The 24555-nt window shown below is 54.2% G+C and carries 12 protein-coding genes, 2 pseudogenes and 1 other annotated feature (1 of these 15 running past the window's edge); of the genes and pseudogenes, 4 read left to right on the top strand and 10 right to left on the bottom strand.

From position 1 onward, the window contains the following. Positions 1-205, bottom strand: a binding site (T-box leader) (it extends 32 nt beyond the left edge of the window). Between the two features lie 106 nt (positions 206-311). After that, positions 312-1178: an EamA family transporter gene (locus tag AC0LWT_RS12945; protein ID WP_474681660.1), complete on the bottom strand. Its 867-nt coding sequence runs from the start codon at positions 1176-1178 to the stop codon at positions 312-314. 210 nt (positions 1179-1388) lie between these two features. Here AC0LWT_RS12945 and AC0LWT_RS12950 point away from each other — a divergent pair, with 210 nt between their 5' ends. Further along, complete coding sequence (locus AC0LWT_RS12950) at positions 1389-1805, top strand: exosporium protein C (RefSeq protein WP_474681661.1); 417 nt, start codon at positions 1389-1391, stop codon at positions 1803-1805. A gap of 297 nt (positions 1806-2102) precedes the next feature. On the opposite strand, the gene AC0LWT_RS12955 is transcribed toward AC0LWT_RS12950, so the two are convergent. The 6 genes from AC0LWT_RS12955 to AC0LWT_RS12980 all read right to left on the bottom strand — a co-directional run bounded on the left by AC0LWT_RS12955 (position 2103) and on the right by AC0LWT_RS12980 (position 15663). After that, positions 2103-2399 carry a hypothetical protein gene (locus AC0LWT_RS12955; RefSeq protein ID WP_474681662.1) on the bottom strand — a complete coding sequence of 99 codons (297 nt, stop codon included), beginning with the start codon at positions 2397-2399 and terminating at the stop codon, positions 2103-2105. Positions 2400-2777: 378 nt separating this feature from the next. Continuing rightward, a complete protein-coding gene (locus AC0LWT_RS12960) occupies positions 2778-9215 on the bottom strand; it encodes a rhamnogalacturonan lyase family protein (RefSeq protein WP_474681690.1) in 6438 nt (2145 codons plus the stop codon). A 408-nt stretch (positions 9216-9623) separates the two neighbouring features. Beyond that, positions 9624-11204: a SagB family peptide dehydrogenase gene (locus AC0LWT_RS12965; protein ID WP_474681663.1), complete on the bottom strand. Its 1581-nt coding sequence runs from the start codon at positions 11202-11204 to the stop codon at positions 9624-9626. 71 nt (positions 11205-11275) lie between these two features. After that, on the bottom strand, positions 11276-13204 hold the full coding sequence (locus AC0LWT_RS12970; protein ID WP_474681691.1) for a TOMM precursor leader peptide-binding protein: 1929 nt from the start codon (positions 13202-13204) through the stop codon (positions 11276-11278). Positions 13205-13215: 11 nt separating this feature from the next. After that, positions 13216-15177 (bottom strand): putative thiazole-containing bacteriocin maturation protein, encoded by a 1962-nt coding sequence (locus tag AC0LWT_RS12975; RefSeq protein WP_474681664.1) that lies wholly within the window; start codon positions 15175-15177, stop codon positions 13216-13218. A 207-nt stretch (positions 15178-15384) separates the two neighbouring features. Further along, positions 15385-15663, bottom strand: coding sequence for a heterocycloanthracin/sonorensin family bacteriocin (locus tag AC0LWT_RS12980; protein WP_474681665.1), 279 nt, complete (start codon positions 15661-15663; stop codon positions 15385-15387). Positions 15664-15974: 311 nt separating this feature from the next. On the opposite strand from AC0LWT_RS12980, the pseudogene AC0LWT_RS12985 reads away from it, so the two are divergent. Both AC0LWT_RS12985 and AC0LWT_RS12990 read left to right on the top strand, forming a co-directional pair. Then, a pseudogene (locus AC0LWT_RS12985) lies at positions 15975-17429 on the top strand (DNA/RNA non-specific endonuclease). Positions 17430-17978: 549 nt separating this feature from the next. Continuing rightward, on the top strand, positions 17979-18362 hold the full coding sequence (locus tag AC0LWT_RS12990; protein ID WP_474681692.1) for a VOC family protein: 384 nt from the start codon (positions 17979-17981) through the stop codon (positions 18360-18362). Between the two features lie 868 nt (positions 18363-19230). Here AC0LWT_RS12990 and AC0LWT_RS12995 read toward each other — a convergent pair. After that, on the bottom strand, positions 19231-21015 hold the full coding sequence (locus AC0LWT_RS12995; RefSeq protein WP_474681666.1) for an ABC transporter ATP-binding protein: 1785 nt from the start codon (positions 21013-21015) through the stop codon (positions 19231-19233). Beyond that, a pseudogene (locus tag AC0LWT_RS13000) lies at positions 20993-22860 on the bottom strand (ABC transporter ATP-binding protein). The gene AC0LWT_RS12995 and the pseudogene AC0LWT_RS13000 overlap by 23 nt, the downstream one beginning before the upstream one ends. Positions 22861-23075: 215 nt before the next feature. Between AC0LWT_RS13000 and AC0LWT_RS13005 the strand changes: the two are divergent. Next, a complete protein-coding gene (locus AC0LWT_RS13005) occupies positions 23076-23519 on the top strand; it encodes a MarR family winged helix-turn-helix transcriptional regulator (RefSeq protein ID WP_474681667.1) in 444 nt (147 codons plus the stop codon). Between the two features lie 111 nt (positions 23520-23630). Here the strand turns inward: AC0LWT_RS13005 and AC0LWT_RS13010 are convergent, their stop codons facing one another. After that, positions 23631-24512, bottom strand: coding sequence for a radical SAM/SPASM domain-containing protein (locus AC0LWT_RS13010; protein WP_474681668.1), 882 nt, complete (start codon positions 24510-24512; stop codon positions 23631-23633). Between the last annotated feature and the right edge of the window lie 43 nt (positions 24513-24555).

The following is a 24555-nucleotide window of genomic DNA, read 5'->3' on the forward strand; positions in this document are numbered from 1 at the left end:
ACCACTCTAAGTGTTCATTTTCGCATATGCAAAATAAACCTCTCGATCGATAACGGCAAAAGCCGGATCTCCCTACTGTCGGCTTATCCGCTTCAGAAGACCATTTCCCGGGACCGTTTCATTCAAGGCGTCCGTACCGGTTCCCACCATAGCCGGCTCGCTGAGACTGGACGTCAAAAACTACTTCCCCGTTCATCAATACTCACATATGTAATTGGCTGAATATTTAAAATCATTTATACAGGAACGCCGCCTGGTTGTCAAGGGGGCTCTCGCCGTGCTGCCGCCCTGCCGCTTGCCGGTTCCCGGCCTCAGCCTGCAAATAACCGAATGATCATAATGCCGCCAAAAGCCATGGACATTCCCGACAGCTCCAAAGGGCTGAACCTGTCCTTAACGACAAAGCGCGTATAAAGCAAAACAAGCAGAACGTTAAGCGCTACGACCGCGGATACAAGGCCCGCCTTGCCTACGTCGAAAGCGCGCAAAATAAGGATCATGCCGACCACATTCGTAATGCCGACGGCCATCCCTATCCCGAACGTCCGCCACTCTCCCCATTGGGCAGGGGCTGCTTCAGTACGGACCGAGTGCATCCGGTCCTTCAGCCACCAGCCGCCGAAGCAGACGGTTCCCATCGCAAACATGCAAAAAAGCGTCGGAAACATCGGCGCCGCCTGAAGCGTGGACCATTTGCCGGATAAATCGTTGCAGGCGAACAACAATAGCGAGAGCAATCCCCACTGGGCTCCTTGGAGATTGTTTATGGAAATGTCGTTCGAGTAGCGGACGAGCAGCACTCCCGCGACGATGACGACGAAGGCGATAACCTGCATGCCGCTCAGCTTCTCCCCCCACAATCCGTAAGCGGCCACAACGACGATGACGGAAGGCAGCGCCGTCAAAATCGCCACAAGCGACGCCTTGCCAACGGCGAAGCCTTTGAACATGCTGGCGTTGGCGCCGAAGGAGAACAGCCCCATTTGCAGGCCGATCAAGGAGGACGCCGTCCAGCTTTGCTTGTATATGACGCTGCACACAAGACTAAGCAGCGCGCCCATAAAAAAAGCACCGCTCAGCAAAGCATTGCGGTTCAACGACTGCTGGCTTGTCCAGTGATACAAAATGCCGCGCAAACCGAAACTGATCGCAGCGAATACCGAGAAAATAAGCCACATGAAGATGCGTACTCCTTTCATTTCCGTTTCCGGTGGAAAGTTTACCACATCTTAAGGCTTCCTACAACGAAATTTATGCAGCATCAAGAGCATCGCGGAGGCCGCATGATGCGAAAATGGTTTCATGGATTCGGACAACCGTGCAATCGCATTGCTTTCGGATTGCATATTCATAGTATTGTAAGTTAATAGTTTAGAGGAGCTGATGGAATGGTTCGCATCGTTGATTACCAAGCGACACAGCCGCTTAATAAATTCAATTTGGCCAAGTCTTTTACGATACCGTTCTCGCCCAAAAGAGTCCAGCTTGCGAAACTCCGGCTGCATCTTTCCCGCAAAGCGTCACGGGTCGAGCTGATTGCGAGCGTCGGCGTGCGCGGTATCACAAGTATCGCCCAGATTAAATTCAGAATTTTCCGGGATGGAAAAGAAATTTTCAACACGATACAAGGTATTGAGTCTACAGGATCCGAGCAAAATTACATCGTTACGTTCCAAGCGATTGATTTCGACGTAAAATCTGGCTCTCATCAATATACGTTAACAGCCGAAAATCTGACAAAAGGAACAAGAGCCGATGTCGTTGGGCCGATCTCGTTCAGCGCGTTAGCTATAAAAAAACACTAATAATCCGCTTGAAAAAACGCCTCCAAACCGCTATACAAGCGGAATGGGGCGTTTTTTTGCAACAATTCGTACCGGAGAGGACTTTCGGTCCTCACAAGCTTGCCGCCGCCCAATTTGCGGCAGCGCTATGACGGAGGCCAATTTGCGGCTGCTCTGCGATGATTCCAATGCGACAGCGATGTGACTGTCTCTTTCGCACCTCGCGCAGCTCCCTACGCGCGGTGTTTCGCTGCATGACGGCGGTCCGTCGCCGCTGCTGCTGACATGCAACCAATGCAGCAAAGATGGCTCAGCCGTTCAATGAACGGTTAGGCAAGCCAACAAACCTGCGAAAGTGCAGGCTGCCTGGAAACCCGCAGGCCGGAGCCGGCCGCACCATCTGCCTGGTTGCGCGAAGAAAACCTGCAAAAATACAGTTTTTGCTCGGTTGAAACGCCGGCCACGGCAAATTCCTGCAATTGTGCAGGCTTTTCGCCGTGAACATGGGCTCTGATTCAATTTCGCCGAAAATTCCTGCACAATCGCAGGCTTTTCGCCAAAATGAACCCTTTTCAGGAAAAAAAACTGCACTTTCGCAGTTTTTTCCTCTGCCAAGCCGCCTTGGCCCCCCTCCCACACTTCGGCTCCGCAATTCGTGTATGAGAGATGTCGGTTGGGGTAGACGGCTCCACAACTCGTGTATGAGAGATGTCGGTTGGGGTAGACGGCTCCACAACTCGTGTATGAGAGGTGTCGGTTGGGGTAGACGGCTCCGCAACTCGTGTATGAGGCCTCGGTTGGGGTAGAACGCCTGTGCCCCTATGGTTCCACACTCCTTCACTTTATCAACAAGCTGATTTTTGCAGGTTTCTATGCGCTGCTTCTGGCGGGCGAGTTTTTTCAATAGTCCGTGCTTCGCAGTTTTACGAACTGTCAAGCGGGGCCACCCCTTCGGCAGCTAAACTGCGCAGAGGGGCGGCCCCATCCATCCGTCTACTCCAAGATTTTCCTTGCTACGGCAGCAAGGTCGACGATATCGACTTTGCCGTCGTTGTTGATGTCGGCTTTTTGGTACCGGCTCCAGTCCGGATCGGCGGACGTTTTGCCGTATGCCGCCGCCACGATGCCGAGATCGCCGATGGAATACTTGCCGTCGCCGTTCGCATCGCCTGGGGCCGCCGTGTGCACGGAGGCAGCGAACGCTTGCAGTGCCGCCGCCAGATCGCTCACGGCCTGCTCGACTTCCGCTTGCGTCGCGGAAGCATTGTCGGCTGCGGCTTTCGCTTTGTCGATCGCCGACTGCAGAGCCGCCTTCGCGCCAACCGGATATTGTCCGGCGCTGCCTCCCTCAACCGCCGCATCGTGCTTGGCCTGAGCGTCCAGGATCGCTGCGCGAAGCGCGGTTTTATCCGCCGTCGGCTGCACGCGGATGCGGAAGGAGACGCCTTCCACCTGCTTCTCCGCTCCTGCGCCGTCGGCTACGGTGGAGCCGACGACGGAAACGGCGGCTTCCGCTGCGGAGGTAAGCGGTTTTGCTTTCCAGCTCAGCTTGAGCCATTCGCCGTCGGCGTGAATGGCGCTGCCCTCGCCGAGCGCAGCCGCAACGATCCGGATTTGCCCCGGCGTCTGCGCGGGGTCCGAAACGGCCAACACCCGGAAGCCTTCTCTGACGGACTCGGCGGATACGAATTCAAGCTGGTCCGGGTTGTAGGACAGCGTCAAATCCTGCGCGTACACGCTTTTCGTCACATTGCTCAATCCGTACGCCAGATCGAACGGCTGCCCGGCGACGGCCGAGGTCGGCCCCGTTAGTGTGGACGCAATGGCATCCGCAGCCGTTACTTGAATGTTCACGGTGCGCACTGTCGTCAGCCCGGCATGATTGACCGCCGTAACTGTGAACGTATGCGCGCCTTTCAAGCCGAAGAGCGGAATTTTTTGCCCGTTGGTTACGGGATTTCCGTCAAAGGTGATCGCAACGGTTTTCACACCTGATTCCGGGTCTTCGGCCGTCACCTGCACCTCCAAGGTTTGCGATTCCGTCATGCGCTCGGGAGGCAGTCCGGAGATGACCGGTGCCGTAACATCGCCGGACGGTGACTCGCCGCCGACCGTATACATATGAGGTACAGGAGGAGCCGTCATGCCTGCGCCCAAGTAAAAACTCGGATGCGGAGGCTGGTTGTAGGCGACATTTTGCCAGGCTACGCCCAATCTGTAAACAGGGTCGTGCATCAAAGTGCGAATCCGGTAATCGGTCAAATCCGTCGTCGAATAAATCCGGAACTCGGAGCTGTCTTCCGACCTCCACATCACTTCCTCCCGCCAGTCGCCGAACAAATCGGCCTGCAAGCTGGAATTCGCTTTGGTGGAGTTGTTCGAGGCGGCGCCGACCGCTGTGAACAAGTTATCGGTTTTATGATTGACGTAATCCCACTTGTCGATGCGGTTGGCATCCTGGAGCTCGCGCAGCAGGTCGCCGTCCCACCAAACGCCGAAGTTCGTGGAAGAGGGAATCGTCTGGCTGATCAGCTCGCCTTTCGTATTGTACAGGCCCGTCAAAGGTATATGCTGGGCGTTCGTAATCGTAGCGGCCCAAAATTCCTCGCCCAAATAGTTCGGATCAATGTCGGCGGACATGCCGCGCCCCGTGTCGATTCCCGTGCGGATGCCCCAAATGATTTCTCCGGTCGCCGCATCGCGCAGCTCCATGCCGTACGGGGAATCGACATGCTCATGGACGTCGAACTGCTCCAGTCCGGGACGAGCCGGGTCCAAATCTCCGAAATGCTGCGCATCCCCATGCCCCAACCCCGTGCTGTACAAAATGGTGCCGTCATCGTCGATCGCCATCGCTCCGAAGTTGATTTCATCTTTGCCGTCGCCGTCGACATCGCCCGCAGACAGGTTGTGGTTGCCTTGGCCCGTGTAGGCGGCGTTGCCTTCGTCATTGGTGTCAAAGCGCCACACCTTCGTCAATTGGCCGTCGCGGTAGTTGTAGGCGGCGAGGACAGTGCGGGTGTAGTATCCACGGCTGAAAACCATGCTCGGACGCTCGCCGTCCAAATACGCGACGGTGGCCAAAAAGCGGTCGACGCGGTTGCCGTAAGCGTCGCCCCATGCCGATACGTCTCCCCGTGGGGGATCGTAATCCACAGTCGCCAGCGCTCGGCCGGTCAGCCCTTCGAACACGGTCAAATACTCGCTGCCGAGTAGCACGTAACCGCTGCTGTTCCGGTAGTCGGCGTCGGCCGAACCGATCACTTGGCCGGTTCCGTCGACCGTTCCGTCCGCCGTCTTAAAGGCGACTTCCGCTTTCCCGTCGCCGTCGAAATCGTAGACGAGGAACTGCGTATAGTGAGCGCCCGCGCGGATGTTCGGGCCCAGGTTAATTCTCCACAAGCGTGTTCCGTCAAGCTTATATGCATCCATGTACACGATACCCGTGTATCCGGCTTGCGAGTTGTCCTTGGCGTTCGACGGAGACCACAGCATGACGATTTCGTAAGTGCCGTCGCCGTCGAGATCGCCAACGCTCGCATCGCCGGCCGAATACGTGTAAGGCTGCCCGTCTTTGGTGTAGGAATCGGCCGGTTTTTGCAGCGGTACGGCCAAATAATTGTTTTGCCATACGGAAATTGCGCCTGATGCGGCTTTTTCCGTTCCGTTTTCCACTGTAAACAGTTGGTATTTGGAATCGTTCGTCCCTGTAGTATCGAGGAAATTGGTGCTTCCCGCGATTGGGGCGTCATTCAGCTTGACACCGTCTCTGTACACGTTAAAAGTGATCGAATCGGCATCCGTGCCGAGCATTCTCCACCCGATATATACACCTGCATCGGATTTGACGGCAAGCGGTGCCCGGTCGATATACTCCATCTGCCTGCTCAGCACCGTAATTGCCTCCGCCGCCAGCTGCTCGGAAAGCCCGGAAATGCCTCCCGCGTTCACGGCGGCTACTTTATAGTAGTACGGAATTGTCGTAAGCACGGTCGTGTCCGTATATGAGGCGCTGCGGGTTTTGCCGATCAGCTCGAATGCGCCCCCGGCTTTTTTCGCCCGGTAAATGTTATAGGTGACCGCTTGATCGACGGCAGGCCAGACGAAGCTGATCTCGTTTTTATGAATCGAAGTCAATGCCGGACGGTTCGGTACCGCAGGCGCGGGCTTCGCCGGGTCGATGACCGCCACTTCGAGCGGCTGGGACGGAACCGTTTCATAGCCGGAGCTGTCCAGCGATGTGACGGTGTACACATAGGTCATCCCAACATCCGCCGTAAGATCCGTGAAAGCAACCGTTCCTGTCTCGCCGATCCGCTCAGCGCTCCCGGCGCCGGCCGATTTGCGGTAGATGCGGTACTTGGCGGCATCGCTCACCGCCGTCCAGGAGAGTTGGACCGCCGGAGGCTCCTGATCCAGCTGCACGCCGTCCAGCTTGAGCCCTGTGGGCGATTGCAAAATCGGCGTAATTTCAATGCCGTTGACGATGCCCGAGGCGCCGCCGAAAATGAAATTCATTTGGCCGTCTTTGACCTGAACTTCGTTGATGACTTTTTCCACGACGGTATTTTTACTAGCAGATACGGTTCCGAAATCTTTGCCTTCGATCTGCACGGTCGTCCTTGCCGAACCGAGCAAATCGCCGACGTACAGTTTAACCGCATACGCGCCGTTCGGAATGTCTACTTTGAATTCCCAAGTGTTGTTAAAATAGCCGATCCAATCGCGGATCAGATCGCTGCCGCCGCTGCCCCGGTCGCGCGTAATCATGCCTGCGTTCGTCGTCAGCCCGTAACCGCGCTCCGGCGTGTAGAGCGTATCGAGCGTAACCGCTGTATAGCCTTCCATCACCGGGCTTGAAGCCGTCCCCATATCGTAGCGGTAAACGGCGGATTTCGTGCTAATGAGCACCTCGTCCGACATCTCCGATTCGCCTCGTCCGTTGACGGCTGTCACGCGAACGCTGTAGGTTTGGCCTTCCGACATTCCACCGAGGCTGATGGTCGGAACAGTGGCTGTGCCCACCATCGCATACTCCGCATCTGCCGCCGGTTTGCGGTAAATTTTATAAATGTCCGCCCCTTCCACGGCATCCCATTTCAAAACCGCACCGGCATTGCTGACGCTCCCTGCTGCAAGTCCTGTCGGCTTGGCCGGAACTTGCGCCGGCACTTCAATATCTTTGACCAAAGCCGAGAGCGGCAGGCCAAGGTCTTTAATGCCGCCCGAAAGCATGCGCGCCAGTTGGATCGCCCCGTATTCCTGAAAATGCGTATTGTCCGCCGAACCGTTCGGGAACGCGCCGTACATGCCCGGTTCCACATGCAGGAATACGGATAAAGTGGCCGCCGGGCCGATCGAATCGTAGTAGGCGACGCTAAGGGCGCTCAAATCGACGAGCTTCACATTCAGCTCCTGCGCCACTTCTTTCATGCCCGCTACGTATTCGGGAAAGCTGACGTTGAACTTGCCGGTCGATTCGTTGTAGTCGCGCCGTCCCATCGGCGTCACCAGAATCGGCGTCGCTCCGCGCTGGCGCGCTCCGTTGACATACGTTTTCAAATAATTTTTGTAATCGGGAACGGATGCGTAACGATCGGGAACGCTGATCGTCGCATCGTTATGGCCGAACTGGACGAGGAAGTAATCGCCGGGCTTGATCGCGCGCAGCACCGCGTCCAAACGGCCTTCCACAATGAACGACTTCGAGCTTCTGCCGCCGATCGCATGGTTGACGAACTGCACGCCGTCGGTGAAAAACCGCGGAATCATTTGTCCCCAGCCCGCTTCCGGCTTCCAGTACGGATCGTAGGTTTGTACGGTGGAATCGCCCGCGATATAGACGGCCGGAATTTCGCCCGCCTGTCTGTCCGGCAGCCTCGTGATGACAAGCGCATTGATTTTGGGTGCGGAGCCGGTAAAATCAAGATTCAGCTGGCCGTCCACAAGCGCGATGTCGAAGCTCATCTCCAGGTATTCGCCGGCGGCTTTGCTCGTCTGCTGAACTTTCTGGATCGTTTCGGCTTTGATCGCGATATCGGTCGCCGCCGCCTGATCCCCGGCAATAAGCGAAACCGTGTAGTCTCCGTTCGGCAAATCGACGATGAAAGACGTACCCGCCGGCGAAACAAAATCCGATTTCAACGGATCGGAACTACTTCTGTCGCCTGAGCCGACTTTGGAAGGGTCGGCGAAGCCGTATTTCAGCTGCGGCGAGTAGGCGACGCCGGCCGAGACGCCGATGTAGCCGCTTGCTACGGCGCCGGGCCCAAAGTCAAACCGAATGGGCGCCCCTTCGGGAAGCGGCTGCGGAGCGTTGTACGGCGCGCTTGCCGCCACATTCGAAAAATCCGACGAGCCCGCGCTGTTCAAGGCTTTCACTTTGTAGTATAAAGCAGCCGATGTGTCGGCAGCCGTATCCGTATAACCCGCCGATTCGCTGGTACCGATCTCGGCGAACTCCCCGTCCGCAGCTGCAGCCCGGAAAATCGCGTAGCCGGTCGCCCGCTCGGCGGCCATCCAGGCCAGAGCGACCGAGCTTGCCGTCACACTGCTGACCGCAACTTGCGACGGCGCCGCAGGCAGTTCGACCGCCGGCTTCACCTCCGCTGCGACCGGCCCGCTGAGGGCGGATTCAAGGCCGCTCGCGCTGACCGCCGAGACCTTGTAGGAGTAGCCCGCATTCAGGCTGACGGACGTGTCCGTATAGACTGCGGAGTTGACCGCCGCAAGCTTGACGTATGCGCCGCTCCCGGCCGGAGCCCGATACACATTGTAGCTGGAGACATCCGCTGCGGCGCTCCACTGCAAGCTCACGGAGGCCGAGCCTTCCGCCGCCGTTATTCCCGTGACGGACAGCCCTTGCGGTACGGCAGGGGGCTGCGGGATCACCTGCTCGATCACGAGCCCGTTCAAATACCCGCCGGTTCCCGTCCCGGTAATGCCGACGGTCAATTGGCCATCATTGACGGCCGTATGGTATTTGGCCTGCGCCACCGCCTGCTTGGTCGTAATCGTTCCCGCCGTCACGCCCTCAAGCGTCGTTGTCGTCTTCGTCGTAGAGGTGCCCGCCAGCAGATCGCCCGAGCACACCGTCACATCGTATTCGCCGTTCGGCACATCGACCATGAACGTGTAGGACGGACCCAGCACAAAATCGTTAAACAGATCGTCCCCGCCCGAACGGAGCCTGGAAACGACCGTTTTATCGAGCCCGTACCCTAATTCCGGCGTATATAAAAGCTCTTCGTGAACCTGAGTAAAGCCCGCCATAACAGGGCTTGTCTTCGTGCCGAAGTCGAACTTTTTGACGGCGGGCGCAGTTTCCGCTTTAGCCGTCCGAACGCCAGACGGAGACAAAGGCAGGACGGAAGACGCAAGTACGAGCAATCCTAGAACCGTCATAACAGCTTGCTTCGCTTTTCTTCGCATCATCAGCATAGATACCCCTCTTTCTGTTTCGTTTTGCCATGGACGATGATGTTCATTTGGTCTGAACCCTCCCTCGACTGAAAGTGCTTTCACAACTATGATCTTACTTTTTCGGCCCCTCCGTTTCCCACACAAAATACCGTTATGTTTGTTCAAAAATCAGATACAATTCGTATCAGTCCCGATGCGGCTTTCCATTCGACAAATTCAGCCATGACTAAAGGCTCATGACAACAAAAAGACCGCCTTTTGGCGGTCATAAAGCGATTAAAGAGCATCCAGGAGTCTGTCCGATGAACCACGTAGAAGGTATATATACAAAATGACAGTAATTATGCAGCGTAAGCGGCAATATATGCAGTCATTATTCAGTGGGTATGCACAAAAGTAACTCCGTCGGACAGACTCCTAGCCATGCAACCCCCCAACTAACCGGGGGCAATGACGATAGGGTCCAACCGGGATTTGGATCAGGCTGGTTATTCCTTGCGAAGTCATCTTGTAGATCTCATCACACAATCTGACATCAAATCCGAGGAGCGGATGTCCCCCCAGCCCGATTGCAGATGCCGCCAACAGTAAACGCTGCACAAGCATCCCCGCTTCCATCTGTTGGATGCGGTATCCCCTATACCCCAGGGCTGTTACGAGATGATCTTTGTCTCCTGCCACATGAAAGCATAGCGGAACCTGGGACAGATTCACGTTGTCGGAAGGCATGCCCTGCTGCAGCTTGAGCCGATGATCTCCATGGCGTACCGGCCGCAACGTATGAGCAGCGCTATCATAATGGTAAGCGCCGTCCGGAATGCCTTCAACGTTATACAAACAGCTGTACAGCGAGACGCGAGAAACGGAGTTCTCATGGGCTCCATCCAAATCATTCCGGTACCTGCAGGAGGCCGTTGCCTCCTGCAGCAGCAAGGCCAACTGCTCTTGGCTTACCTTGCCCATAATAAAATCGCCGTCAGGCGAAAAACGCTTTCGGCTTATTGACGCCAGATCATACGACAACCGCTTCACGCGGGGCAGAGCCACCGCTTGATCCTCGCAGCGAACGATCTTCTCTGCGCCAATATGCCCTAACGGCCGAAACGATTCCAACAAGGATGCTTCGTTCATCTTGATGAGCATCGGAAACTCCTTGACCCTCCGGGAACGGACGTAGTGATCATGCTGAACCGCTCTCAACTCCCGGCACAATTCGGTGGCGGAGCACTCCCGCTCTCCCTCATTCCTACCCGCGAACCATTGGTTCGCAGGCTCCATCGATAGCGGAATCACCGCATACACGCTCTCCTCTCGTTCCGATATCCCGAGAAGACCATTCACGGCTCGATCAAGGAACTGGAAATACACGCCCGACGAGAAGCCGAACCGTTTCGCCACTTCCAAGAGCTGCCCGATTAACGCACCCGCATCCAGTCCTTGCAGACGATAGGAAAAGTTATTGTATTTAAAGAAGTTTTTCCAAAACAGGGTCGATACAAAAACAGCGCCAAAGCAAGCCGAAACGTCACAGCGATTGCCAAGAGCCCGAGCTAAATAGGCATCGAAGCTGCCTTTGCGCAGCAGCACCAAGCGGTGGTGCGCCACATCATAATGATAGACCCCCTCGGGCAAATCCTCCAGTTTCAGATACACGTATAATTCACTTGGATATAACGCTCCCCCCGAGGGGGCAAACCGCCGGTACAACTGCAGCAGGCCCATGTTTTGTATCATGGAATTCGAGGTAGGGACGGACTGGGACAATTGAGTGAGTCCGAATATGTACCAGAGAAAATGACCCATATGGCGAAGGTCAGGCAGCACCTGCGCTTCACCGCCATCAAGCGTCAGCGGTACTTCCGGCGATAACGGAACCACAGGCAAACCGCGGTAGAGCTTATATGCAAGCGGTCCGTCTTCCCAATCCACCACTGCGTCCGGCGGTTTGGTCTTGTCAATGTCATAATGCAAATTGTGCAGAAATGCCTCCAGATTCATACTTTTCCCTCCTGATAGGAACGAGGGTGTAAACCACTCCACGCTTCAATTTTGGCTACCCTAGTGACAACTTATGGGAACGGATGCGGGTATGGATTGAGATGTTCCAGCGTCAGGGGCTGCTTCGCATACCCGAGTTCCACCGGTACCCTCAACACCCGCTCAAGCCCTGCCACACGGGTAAAGTGATGTCCGAATGTCATCGGCAGCATCCCAGGGATCAGCACTTTCACGCAATGCAGTCCATTTCGAATGATTTCCGGCGATGACAGATCCACCACGATCACATCAAGATTCAATCGGCGGAACGCCTGAAGAACATCTTTCAGATCGTCCGTTAAATCAGCATGCCTGGCCTCCCGCTTAAATTCCTCTTCAAACGATCGCAGCGGGCGATTGTCATCCAGCAGAAATTGCAGGCGCTCCTGCGCTTGCGGCAAAGCGTACAGCAGTGAATGATCCTCCATCTGATGCACCAGGGAGGAATCGTGAAGCATCCGATCATACGCATCCCGGTTCGCTTCAAATTTCTTATCAAGATTCAATACCATGCCGGCCAACTCGTGAACCGCGCCTTTAACCGCCCGCACCGGATCAGGATGAGCTCCGGCCGCACAAATGAGATTAACTCCTGTTTGTTTATTGTTTTTCGCTATCCCCCAAACACTGGGAATCCCGTGCTCCATCGTCGAGTTGTAGAAATACACGTCGAACCCCGCCACAGCTCGCAAACGATCGATCATCAGCTGCAATTCCCGGTCGTTAACAGAATATGGGTCAAGGCGCTGGAGAGGCAGCTGCGCATACCAAGTCATCAGAAACGAATCTCGCTCCACTACTTCCAATATGCCGTAAAAAATAGCCTCCTCCAAGCTTCCTCCTAACGCGCATCCGTTGGAAGACTCGAAGACGAAAGAGTGACCGCAGCCCATGCTGTAATAGGCGAGCTGCTCCGGAACCAGAATCGCACGCTCTTGCAGGAACGAATAGCCCCATACCCAATCAATGGGGCGGTCAGGATCGAACGTCGTGAACGGAAACCCCGGCTGAGCATACTGCTCCTTCGTGTGCACCCCTACCTTGACGGGGTCGAGCGCTTGATCTTCCAGATTGCGGAAGCTGCCATGAACGACCGTCCGTTTGCCTCGGGGCGCCAGACCGCAATACCGTTCCAATCCTTCTAAAATGGCGGTCAACTCGCTCACCGCGTAAGAATGAGTTCTACCTGCCGTTCCTACGTCCTCAGCGATCAACGGCAGATTCACGCTCACATCGGCAAACGGCGACGCAAGGTCAACCATTTTCCCATTCAAAAAACCGGTCCGGTTGTCCAGATAGTCTTTGGTCAGCACTTTTTTCAGATCATCCATCGGGCGCGAGCGGTAACTGTCCAAGTTGATCTTTGGACTTGGCTTCAGCGAAATTTGGGCTGCTGCCGATGAATCATCAGGCAATCGGCTGCAAACCGGACACAGCGGGTCAGGGAGAAAGAAGTGAAGTGTGCTTTCCAGCGTTTTCAGGTTGATCACAGACACTTTCTCTGCCAATTGAACCGGTTTGCCTTGCAGCATCCTCCTTGCCTCCGCCACCATCAGATGAGCGGCTTGCAAAAGTCCCGTACGCGAAGCCCACGCATCTCGCGGTATTCCCCCGTGCGCCGTTAGCCTCTGCTGCAGCGCCCGCATCTCCCTGCGGTCGCGTCCCGCCATGAGGCGCCGCGTGTCTGCACACTGGGAGCACCCTTGTGAACCCGGGCGAACCAGAGGCCCGATCACGCCCTCGCCGAATGAAACGAAGCCGCGCAGCCAAGGGATGCCGGCTGGCTGCAGCAGCTCTTCCGCCTTTTGATGAACATAAGGATGCCAAGCATCGTGCAGCACCAGGGCCAAATCCACCGTTTCCGGTACTCCTGCCTGGAAATCGTTCTGACGTACGACTTCGAATTGGGTTGACAGTTCTTCGTAAACACAGTCCGCCAACACCCCGTCTCCCACAATCATAACGATGGCGCTCACCGGGATTCCTCCTCTCGCAGCAACACGCCAAACACTCCTGCCATTTCTTCTTTCGAAAATGGTTCTACGGCCAGATCGAAGACCAAGAGCCGTTTACAGTTCCGTTCCAAGACCTGCAAGGCGGACTGCAGAACCTCCGATTTTACCGTCGCTTCGCAGGATGGAATCTCAAGGCTTAGCGGCAACTGTTCCGCCAGACTTACGGACGATACCTCCAAATGTTGCGATGTGAGACTAGCCGGTTGGTTTTGTGCCTCCAATAGAGCCTGTTGCAAAGCATCCCGCAACGCAAAAGTTACATTCAAGCCTACACCGCCATACCAGCGATCACCCGTACCGACCCAAACCACTGGGAAACCGGACACTGTCTCTCCCAAGCCAATCATCGGCGCTCCCATCATCGTCGTCAAAGCCTGCAAATAAAACTGGCAATGTTTATCTTCTATCGCAGACAATTGTACTCGAAAGACAGACGGCTCCTGACACGCCAGTTGCTTGCCCATCTCCTCAGCCAAACACCTTAGCAACCCCCGGCCAATGCCTTCCGCAACCGTTTCTCCCGCTCCGACGCCGATAAATTGCTGCGGTTCTATCTTGCTGCCCTCTGCCTCCTGATGGGAGGAAAGCGCCGCGACGAGCAAGCCTGCCATTCGCGACACATACGCTTCAATCCCAGCCAGCCCTGCTTCCCGCCGCGCTCCTTCATGCGTCAGATCGGTACAAATAATGTCCGACAGCAGCCTAGCCGGCCCTTCCGATAGCGGATCGATTGGCTGGACGCGACACTGAGAGAGCGGCAGCTGCTTTAAGCCCTCCTCCTCCCAAATATGGAAAATCCCTGATTCCGCCGATGCCAACCGGCTGAAGTAAGGAAGCAAGCCGCTCTCACTTTTGCTTGATCTCCGCTCGAGCTGCTGTTCGAAATCGTGAATCCATTCAACTGCGGTACGTCCGGTCACAAGCGGATGGGACATGAACGAATGCCATTTTCCTTCCAGAGTCTCCAGATTAAGCAGGAAGAATCGATTGCTTGGTTCCGAATCGTTCGTTCCTGTAATCTTTTTTAATAATTCAAACACGGCCACATTCGCTAACAGCGCTCCCGCTGTGGAAGAAAAGGCGTGCAGCTCCGGGTCTTTACAAATTGCGGATTCGTGTATGCTGCGCCACGCTGACTCCCAGCAGCCCTCAGAGTCCGGATGCACAAGAGGGCCCGCCATACCCGCCTGCTGCAGACAAACAGCAGGAAGAAACAGCTTCTTCTCCTCTCTGCACACCCCATGTAGAACCCGCAGTTCCTCGATATCACCCTCCCGTGACACAAACAAAATCGAATCAAACGGCCTAACAGCCTCCCGCCAACTACGAATCCCCTCCTTCTGCAGGGTAACCTCCTCTATGGCTACCTCGGGGTCCGTTTTACGAGCATATGCCGCCAGTTCCAGCATCCGTTGCCGATCGGTCGGCTCTGAGCCCGAGACCAGCACGTGTAACTTGGGCAATCCGGATTCAAGCAGCGCGGAAATGAGCGAGATCAAAAATGGGCCGGAGCCGACCGCCAATACTTTGGACTGACGATAGGATTGAAACCGGTACGCACCCGAATCACCGAAATGGTCCAAAAATTCAATTTGAGAAGCATACTTTTGAAGAACCTCTTCAGACAATTGATGTGGAGTGTCTTGGCTCACATCCCGAACAAACCCATTACGATACAACATTTCTGCAATTCCATATACCTGGTTCCGGTGTCCGTCCGGCAATCCGTCTGTCAAATCCGCCAACCTATGCTCCCCGTTGAATATCGGTATCAGCTTTTCAATCCACTGATCGATCGATTCTCCTTCCATGCGGAACGAGCTTACATTGTTACGAAAATACACACTACCGTTTGGATCAGGGAGAAAAAACGTATCTCTATTCATCTTCGGTCGCATCGAAGGGCTCAAATTTTCCATTCTATTCCTCCTCCGTAAGCTGTTCTCAATCTGCTTAACCTCTTCACAAATAATCTTATGTACAGCTAATTGTCCCTCATGTCTTATTCTTTAAGAGAAGCACCTGCAGCCAAAGTAGTGAAGCGCATACTTTAAAATAGACATGGGAAAAACCCCTCGGTTTGCTGGAGGGGCTTTCCATTATCGGCAAGAACCAATTCAATGTCCTCAACGGTGGCAGTGATGACAGCGATGGCAATTGTGGCATCGGTGACAATTAAAGCAATTGGAGCAATTGAAGCAATTGGAACAGTTAAAGCAATTGGTGCAGGTAAAGCAATTGGTGCAATTAAAGCAGTTGGTGCAGGTAGAGCAGTTGGTACAGGTAGAGCAAAAGAAGACGCATAATCGAGCATCTTGCTGGCCTTGCGCGTCCCAAGGCGTCACCTCTGTCGCACTGAACTCGGAAACATTCAACTTCTGTAGATCATTTTGGAAATCATTCATTTGCTAAAACCTCCATTTAATAAATTGTTGTGCCGGCAGCATGCTCTGGCACTGGTAAAATGAACAGAACCAAGATAATCAGGAAACAACTTCCCCTATGAGATCCGCCCATTATTCGATTACCCCCATGACAACATATGAACTCAGTTCCGCTCTTGTTACTGATCAAAATGCCTATATTTTAGTGCTTTTCCTAACTAAATATCTACAAATAGACTTAATATCTAGCTAACAGCGAGTTAATAAATCCGTTCTATTCTTAGTAAGGGTTTACGGCAACCCTAGACTATACTACAAGAAGGATGTGGCTCATGTTGAATTTATTAAAAAGAAGAAAGGGACTTGTGAAAAAAAAGGGTGCAATTTTGTTAGGCGTGTGGTTTGCGTTTTTCTGCTTTTCAGGAATTTTTTTCAATACGCATGCAAATGCTGCTGCTTCATCTCATGTTGTTATTAGTCAAATTTATGGTGGCGGCGGGAACAGTGGTTCGTCGTACAAAAATGATTTTATTGAACTCTACAATCCTACGAATTCCAGCATAAACTTGTCAGGATGCTCCGTTCAGTACGCTTCTGCAAGCGGCTCATTTAGTAACATCACAAATATATCGGGCAGCATTGACGCTCATCAATACTTTTTAATCGCAGAAGCAAGCGGAGGCAGCGGAACTGTTAACCTGCCGTCTCCTGATATAACAGGCACTATAAACTTAAGCGCAAGCAGCGGAAAAGTTGCATTGGCAAAAGTCACTACATCGGTATCCGGCTCAACAGATTCAAATGTTGTGGATTTTGTAGGCTATGGTTCTGCAAATGATTCAGAAACATCTTCGGTAGGCACACTATCAAATACTACAAGTGCAGAACGTAAAGATAACAACGGCGGAACAGCTCAGGATCAAGGTAATGGTTGGGACACTGCCAATAATGCAAACGACCTGTATATTACAAGCAGCATAAATCCTCATAATTCCTCAAGCGCAGCGCAGCCGCCATTAGCACCACCTAATGATGACGATAATATGGGATTAGGCAATCCAAGCGGTGCAACCAGCGATATATCCAATTCCAATAATTATTTGATGATTAAATCACAATATGTTTTTTCTTACAATAACAGCAAACACGAGCCTAACTGGACCAGTTGGCACTTGGGTTCGGCTGATCTTGGCAGTACAGCGCGACAGGATGATTTTCGCCCGGACACCACACTGCCGTCAGGATGGTATGAGGTTAAAGCGAGTGAATTTTCGGGGACTGGATTTGACAGAGGACACATGTGCCCTTCCGGAGACCGTACATCTTCCGTTGCCAACAATTCAGCAACATTCCTGATGGATAATATGATTCCTCAAGCGCCAAATAACAACGAGGTTACCTGGGCAAACTAGGAGGATTATGAACGTTCGCTTGTTACGTCCGGCAACGAGGTATATATTATAGCCGGAGGTTACGGAAGCGGAGGTACCGGGTCCAATGGATACATGACTACTGTAGGGAACGGTGTTGTGGTACCGTCAAAGACATGGAAAATAATCGTAGTGCTGCCTAACGGAAATAATGATATTAGCAGAATAACATCTTCAACCAGAGTCATTTCTGTTCTGATGCCAAATGATCAGACGGTTTCTAATCAGCCATGGGGCAACTATCGAGTAAGTGTAAATGATATTGAGTCTTTGACTGGCTATAATTTCCTTTCTTCAGTACCTACCAGCATCCGAAATGTCCTTAAGGCCAGTGTTGATAATGGTCCTACGAAGTAATATTATAATCGCCCAAATACATATTTAAGCTTAAAGATAAGGATCGGTGGAATAAAGTCCATCGGTCCTTCATTCTTTGTGCCGCAGGGAAAATCGCAGCCCGTTAATGCGCAACAAATTTACAATCATTGTTAATCAGTAGGATACAGGCAACGCGAAAAACCGCGCGGTGCGCATGTCGAAGGAGCATTTGATTCGTCCCGCCACCGGCGCAAACGGAGAGCTCGCCTATCCGGCCTATGCGGACATTCCGTAGAAATTGCAGCAATTCAATTTTTACCTGTAAATTACCAAAACGCGACGCTTGTCGTTCAATTGTGCCCGGCCGAGTTTATTCAGCGGGACGCCAAAGAGAAGAACGATGTGCTTGGCCTGCGAATCTGCATGTTCCCTATTGGAACTGCAGGTCGCAGGCTTTTTTTGCTGCGGATGATCGGCAGCTACGCGGATATAGCAATCCATAAGAAAGGCGGCATGTGCAATTCACGTATAATAAAACTTGTACAATTCTAAAATCCAAATTGAAAGGATGTTTCGACATTGGGACATTTGAGGCCTTTTCTTTTATCGGAGGATGCGCGTTCTCAAGCTGAGTTCTACACGCAATCGCTAGGCGGAGAGATCTTGTCTGTTATGACGCATGAGCAGTCAATGGACGCACAACACGAGCTTAAGGACAAAGTCATGCATTTATGCCTCGCTGTTGCCGGAGGAAATTCAATTTTCATGGCTGATTCATTGGAGCCGTTTACGCAAGGCTCTGGTATTTTACTAAATGTATCCTACAAAACAGATTCAGAAGCCAGCGAAGCATTCGCAAAGCTTGCGTTAGGCGGCAGTGTGAAAAAGCCTTTTGAACTGCAGCCTTTCGGCTTGTTCTACGGAGAACTCACGGATAAATACGGTGTCAATTGGATGATCACCGCCGATTAAACCGCCTGACATGCGCAAAAATATTACGGCCGCCAGTCAACCGGCGGCCTTTGGTCCGTGCGGCCCCCCGGTGCGCGGTATTGCGCCGCATGACGGCGGTCGGCAGACGCACTAACGCTGGAAATACGCCTGCTATAAAGCTTAATTCCGACGATGCGTGAATCGCAAAATCCACAGTGCTTCCGCGTGGAGACAAGCTTGCAACGGTAAGGGCGCGGGCAACAGCGGAGAAAACCTGCTAAAGCCCCCATGCCGTTGGGCGATACCCATGAAGATGAAAGTAATGCATCACCAAGGGCACGGTCTTCTACTCGCCGACGCGGAGAAAACCTGCTAAAGCCCCTATGCCGTTGGCGGTATCTATGAAGACGAAAGTAATGCATCGCCATGGGCACGGTCTTCTACTCGCCGATACGGCAAAAACCTGCAAAAGTGCAGGTTTTTTCCCGTTGATCCGCTTGCAGCGCAAAATTCCTGCAAATGTGCAGGTTTTCCGGCCCAAAGTCACGCTACGCCCCGTCATGTCCGAGAAATTCCTGCACATTTGCAGGCTTTCCCGCCATTTCGGCCGCATCCATGGAAAAAACCTGCACTTTCGCAGGTTTTTGGCCTGCCAAGCCGTTTCAATGAACGGCTGCACTAACTTGGGCGGCGAAACTAGACATGGTCGCCGGATCGGCGCCATGCGCCCCCCATGGGACTGCCATGGGGCTTCCCTTCCGCCGGGCCATAATCGCTCCGCGATAACTCGCGCCTTCCGGCTTCCGGCGGAAGAGCGCCCGCGGTCCGGGACCTTCGCGTCCCAGACCGCCGCGGCTTGTACCCCCGGCCCGCAACGGCCCAGCCCGGTCTCACCCATACCGCCGGCTCAAACCGTGCGGCCGGACGCCGCCTCGCCCAGCGAATGCAAGTACAGCTGCTCGTAGTAGCCCTGCCGCTGCAGCAGCTCGCCGTGCGTGCCCTCCTCGACGATCCGGCCCTCACGCATCACGATGATGCGGTCCGCGCCGACGATCGTCGAGATGCGATGCGCGATGATGAGCGAAGTTCTGCCCTCGGCTACGACCTGCAGAGCCGCTTGAATCAGCTGCTCCGTGTGCGAGTCAAGATTCGCCGTCGCTTCGTCGAGGATCAACACCTTCGGCTGGAACACGATGATGCGGGCAAAAGAAATCAGCTGCCGCTCGCCGGCGGACAGCCCGCTTCCCCGCTCCGATACGCGGGTATCGTAGCCGTCTTTCATCCGCATGATCAGCGGATCGGCGCCGACGAGCCTGCATGCGCGCATGACATCCTCCCGTCCGATCGTTTCGTCGAACATGCGGACATTGTCCACAATGCTGCCGGAATACAAGTACGGCTCCTGCTGCACGAGCCCGACGATGCGGTGCAGCTCCGCCTGCCGGATATCGCGAATATCGGTGCCGTCGATTTCGATGCTTCCCTCCCGCACATCGTAGAACCTGCACAGCAGGCTGATGAGCGAGCTTTTTCCCGCGCCCGTCGTGCCGACGATGCCGATCATTTCCCCCGGCCGGATCGACAGGTTCAAATGATCGATCACCGTCGCGTCTTCCCGGTAGCCGAAGCTGACGCCGTTAAAATCGATGGCCCCTTTCACCTGCGCTATATCCACTTTCGCCGGGCGCTCCGCGTCGGTAATGTCCGGCTGCGTTGAAAAGACGTTCCAGATCCGGTTCACGGATACGGTTGCGGATTGCAGCGTGTTCCACTGCTGCGTGATGCTGTTGATCGGCTGGAAAAACTGCCGAATATAAGTGATGAAGGCGTACAGCACGCCGAACTCGATCGTTTTATGAAAGACCGCCATGCCGCCCAGCCAGGTGATGAACGCTACCGAGAGATTGCCCAGCATATCAAAAGAGCGGTTAAATAGCACGTTCGTCCGGACTTCCCGCAGGTTGGCGCGAAAATACCCCTGATTGCGCTCGGAAAACCGGCCGTTCTGCTCGCGTTCCTGGTGAAACGCTTGAATCAGGTGCATGCCGGACAGATTTTCAGCGGCAAAGCCGATCAGTTGGGACAGCTGCGATCTCGACAACTGGTATGTTTTGCGCATATAAGTGCGAAACCCGATCGCGATAACCGCTATTACGGGGATTACGATCATGCTGTATAAAGTAAGCTGCGGATCGAGATGGAACATCAGCACAATAATAAAGACCAGTGTCATGCCGTCGCGCATCAAACTGAGCAGCACCTGCGTGAAAAATTGATTCAGCGTCTCCGTATCGCTCGATACGTGCGTAATCAGGCTGCCGCTCGGCGTGCGGTCGTAGTAGGACATCGACATGCGGAAAATATGCGCGAACAAATCTTTGCGTATGCGGGCGACGACGCTTTGGCCGGCAAACTGCAGCAAATTGTTTTGCACATAGGTGAAAAACAGGCTGCCGACGGACAAGCCAAGGTAAAACAGACAGATGACCACGAGCGAGCGGTAATCGTTGCGGCCGCTCATCAGATTGTCGTCGATGGCGATTTTGACCAAATACGGCTGAAGCAAATCCGCCGCAATGCCCAGCAGCGTGCAGCAGAGCACGAGCAGGAACGTATATTTATGCGGCTTGGCATAATAGGATAACATGCGGAATGCCGACATGCCGGCTTTATTTGAAGGAGGTTTCGTCATCGTCCGCCATCCTCCTTCCTTCCTGGATGGCGTGCAGCTTGGCATACAAGCCGTTCTGCTCAAGCAGCTCCCGGTGCGTCCCGCGCTGCACGATCCGCCCTTCGTCCAGCACGATGATCTCGTCCGTGTGCTTCAGGGCGCTGATCCGGTGTGCGATCCAGATCGTCGTTTTCGCTGAGCGCTCCCGGCGAATCGTATCGATGATATGCTTCTCCGTCACCGAATCCACGGCGCTGACGCTGTCGTCCAAAATCATCAGCGGCGAATCTTTGATGATGCCTCTCGCCAGACTCGTTCGCTGGCGCTGCCCGCCGGACAGCGTGACGCCCCGCTCGCCCAGCTTCGTCTCGAACCGCTCGGGGAACGACGCGATGCTGGCGAATATTTCCGCTTNGTTCGCTGGCGCTGCCCGCCGGACAGCGTGACGCCCCGCTCGCCCAGCTTCGTCTCGAACCGCTCGGGGAACGACGCGATGCTGGCGAATATTTCCGCTTTGCGCGCGGCGTGCTCCACCTGATCGAGCGGCGTATCCCTGCGGTAAAACGCGATGTTGTCGCGGATCGTCGTGCTAAACAGGAAGCCTTCCTGCGGCACGTAGGCGATCTGGCTGCGCAAGCTTTCCAGCGTATGCTCGCGGATATCTTTGTCGCCGATCCAGACCGTGCCTTCCGGCGGATCGTAAATGCGCAGCAGCAGCTTGACGAGCGTCGTTTTGCCGCTGCCCGTTTTGCCGATAATGCCTAGCGACTTACCCGGTTCAATCCGCAGGCTGATATCGTGCAGCACTTCGTCTTCCTCGCCGGGATATGCGAACGACAAGTGTTCGATGCGTATGGCCGAATGCTCGAAATCCGCTTCCTCGGGCTCTTCAAGCTCCTGAATGTCCGATTTCAGATCGAGCAAATCGTTGATCCGCTCCAGCGACGCTCTTGACCGCTGCATCGTATTGATGACCCGGCCGATTTGCTGAAGCGGGTTAACCATCATGCGGATGTACAGCGTCAGCGATACAAAATGGCCCAGCGTAATCCGCTGATGAATCGTCAAATAGCCGCCATACGCCAGCGTGACGATCAGCGACAGCGCGCCGAGAAACGGGATCAGCGCCTCAAACAGCGAGGAGAGCCGCACCAAGCGGAGCTGGCTGTCGCGAATGCGGTCGACCGTATCGCCGAACCGGCGGTTCATAATCGATTCGACGGCGAACTTTTTGGCGACCCGGATGCCGCCGAATTGCTCTTCCGCCGATTCCGTCATTTTGCTCAGCGCCTCCTGCACGAGCAGCGACCGCTTTCGGATCACAGGGCTGAACCGGACGACGATGAACGGGATCAAGACCATCGGCGCGACGCAAACCGCGATCAGGTAATAGGGAATCGAGCTGAACAGCATCGAAACGATGACGGCCCCGATCAAAATCGTGGAGTTCACGATCTGGTTGATGCCCATCGATATCGATTCCCTGACGGCGGTCACATCGTTGACCACATAGCTCAGAAGCTTCCCGACGCCATGCTTCGAGTAAAAGCTTGCGCTCAGCTTCGTAAAATGCTCGAACAGGCGATTCCGCGCAACATATTCGAACCGCCTGCCGAACCGCATGATCATATACTGTCCGATGGCGATCAGTAACCCGTACGTAACGCCGATCGCGAGCAGTCCCAGGCTGTATTCGATGATGCGCGAACGGGTCAAGTCGCCCTGCTGCAGATGATCCGTGAACTGTCCGAGCAGCTTGGGGTAGTACGAGTACACGATATTTCCCACCGAAATCATTAGCGCCGCGGCAGCATACATCAACCATTTCTCTTTGAGATAATCGCTTAATAACCGTGTAGAGTTCAAAAGAGAGTCACTTCCTATGCTTGTGATCACGTTGCCCTTTACTGTCATTATACGGTATTCGTTTTAAAATAGGCGATATCGCAGGGAAATTGTGTCCTCCTGGAACTTGGATCGTCCGGGATTCATTGACATCGGACCGCCCGGAAGGCGATAATAAAGTGATCGGCGGGTTCGATCCGTTCCCATTTTCATAAATAAGAAGGTGAAAACTTCAAGTGACTGTAAACGATTCCATGGGCTTCATCATCAGCAAAACGGCAAGGAAACTGAATCAATTGCTTACACTTCGATTCCAACCCTACGAGATTACCCCCGAACAGTGGTCGGTTCTGAACAAACTGGCCGAAGACGATGGAATTTCCCAAAAAGAGCTGTCGATCCGAATTGAAAAAGACCCGACGAACGTTACCCGCATTCTCGACCAACTGGAACGCAAGGGTATGGTCAAAAGGGTCGCGAACGAGGAAGACCGCCGCTCCTTTTTGACTTATGCAACGGACAGCGGCCGCGCGCTAAGCGAACTGCTGGCGCCGATCGAGGCCGAGCTCGTGCAAAGCGTCCTTCAGGACATTCCGAAGGATGAGGTTGCGGTTTTGCGCAAAGCGCTCGATCAAATCAACGCAAATATCGAAAAGAAAAATCCCTCCGACCTGCAGTAAGCAGATTCGCAGGGATTGCCCAGGTCGCGGCGTTAGCGACCGGGCGCCGGCTTCGGTTCGGAGCCGCCGCGACCGCGGACCATGCCCCCAAGCTTTGGCCGCGCCTTTGGGTCACAGGCTGAATCTTCGCCGGTAGTCGCATTTGCGGCACAACTCTTCAACGACTTCCCTTCGGGAGAAGCCGTCGTACAACCGGGTCGCGCGCTCTCCTTCTATGATGTCCGAGAAATGCTTTTGATGAATATTGCCCAGATTGATAACCCCTTCTCCGTCCAGACAACAAGGAATAACGGTACCGTCCACAAGAATGCCGGCCTGGTTGCGCAAGCCGTGACAGAACCCTTTGCCCTCGTCCTCCTCTTCTTTCAGAGCAGGCCATACGAACTCGTAATCCTGATTGATATAGATGCGGTCGGCAATTTGGGTTCCTTTCCCGCGCACGACTTGCTCCTCGATTTTGTAGTCGAGATTAAACTCCTGCTCGATCATGCCGAGCAGCTCGCGGTTTCGCTGCCGCTCCTGATTCGTCGCGTTGTCCCGGTTCAAATTCCACAGGCGCAGCGAAAAGATGATGTCGGACGAGGCGGCGGCGGCTTCCTTGATAAAGCCGAGAATGCCGGCCAAATATCCCGCCTTGTCTTTGGAACCTTCGTGCCCGTCAAAGCTGTGCAGCGAAAAATTCATCTGTCTGAGCGCCGGCTTGTTCAGCAGCTTGTGCCTGTTTTTGGCAATGAGCGTGCCGTTGGACGTAATATTGACTTTAAGACCGCGTTCGTGGCTCAGGTCCAGCAGCTCGTCGATTTTGGGATGCAGCAGCGGCTCCCCTTTTACGTGAAAATAAATATAGTCCGTATGCGGCTTGATTTGATCGAGCGTCTTGGCAAAATCGTCGACGGCAATGAAGTTGGCCTTTCGCTGCGTCGGAGGGCAAAACGTGCAGGCCAAATTGCAGACGCTCGTAATTTCAATATAAAATTTTTTAAACTTCTTCATTATGTGGATACTCCAGTTCTGATCAGACATGTTCCTTTACTTT

It is taken from the genome of Paenibacillus sp. sgz302164 (assembly GCF_056120505.1).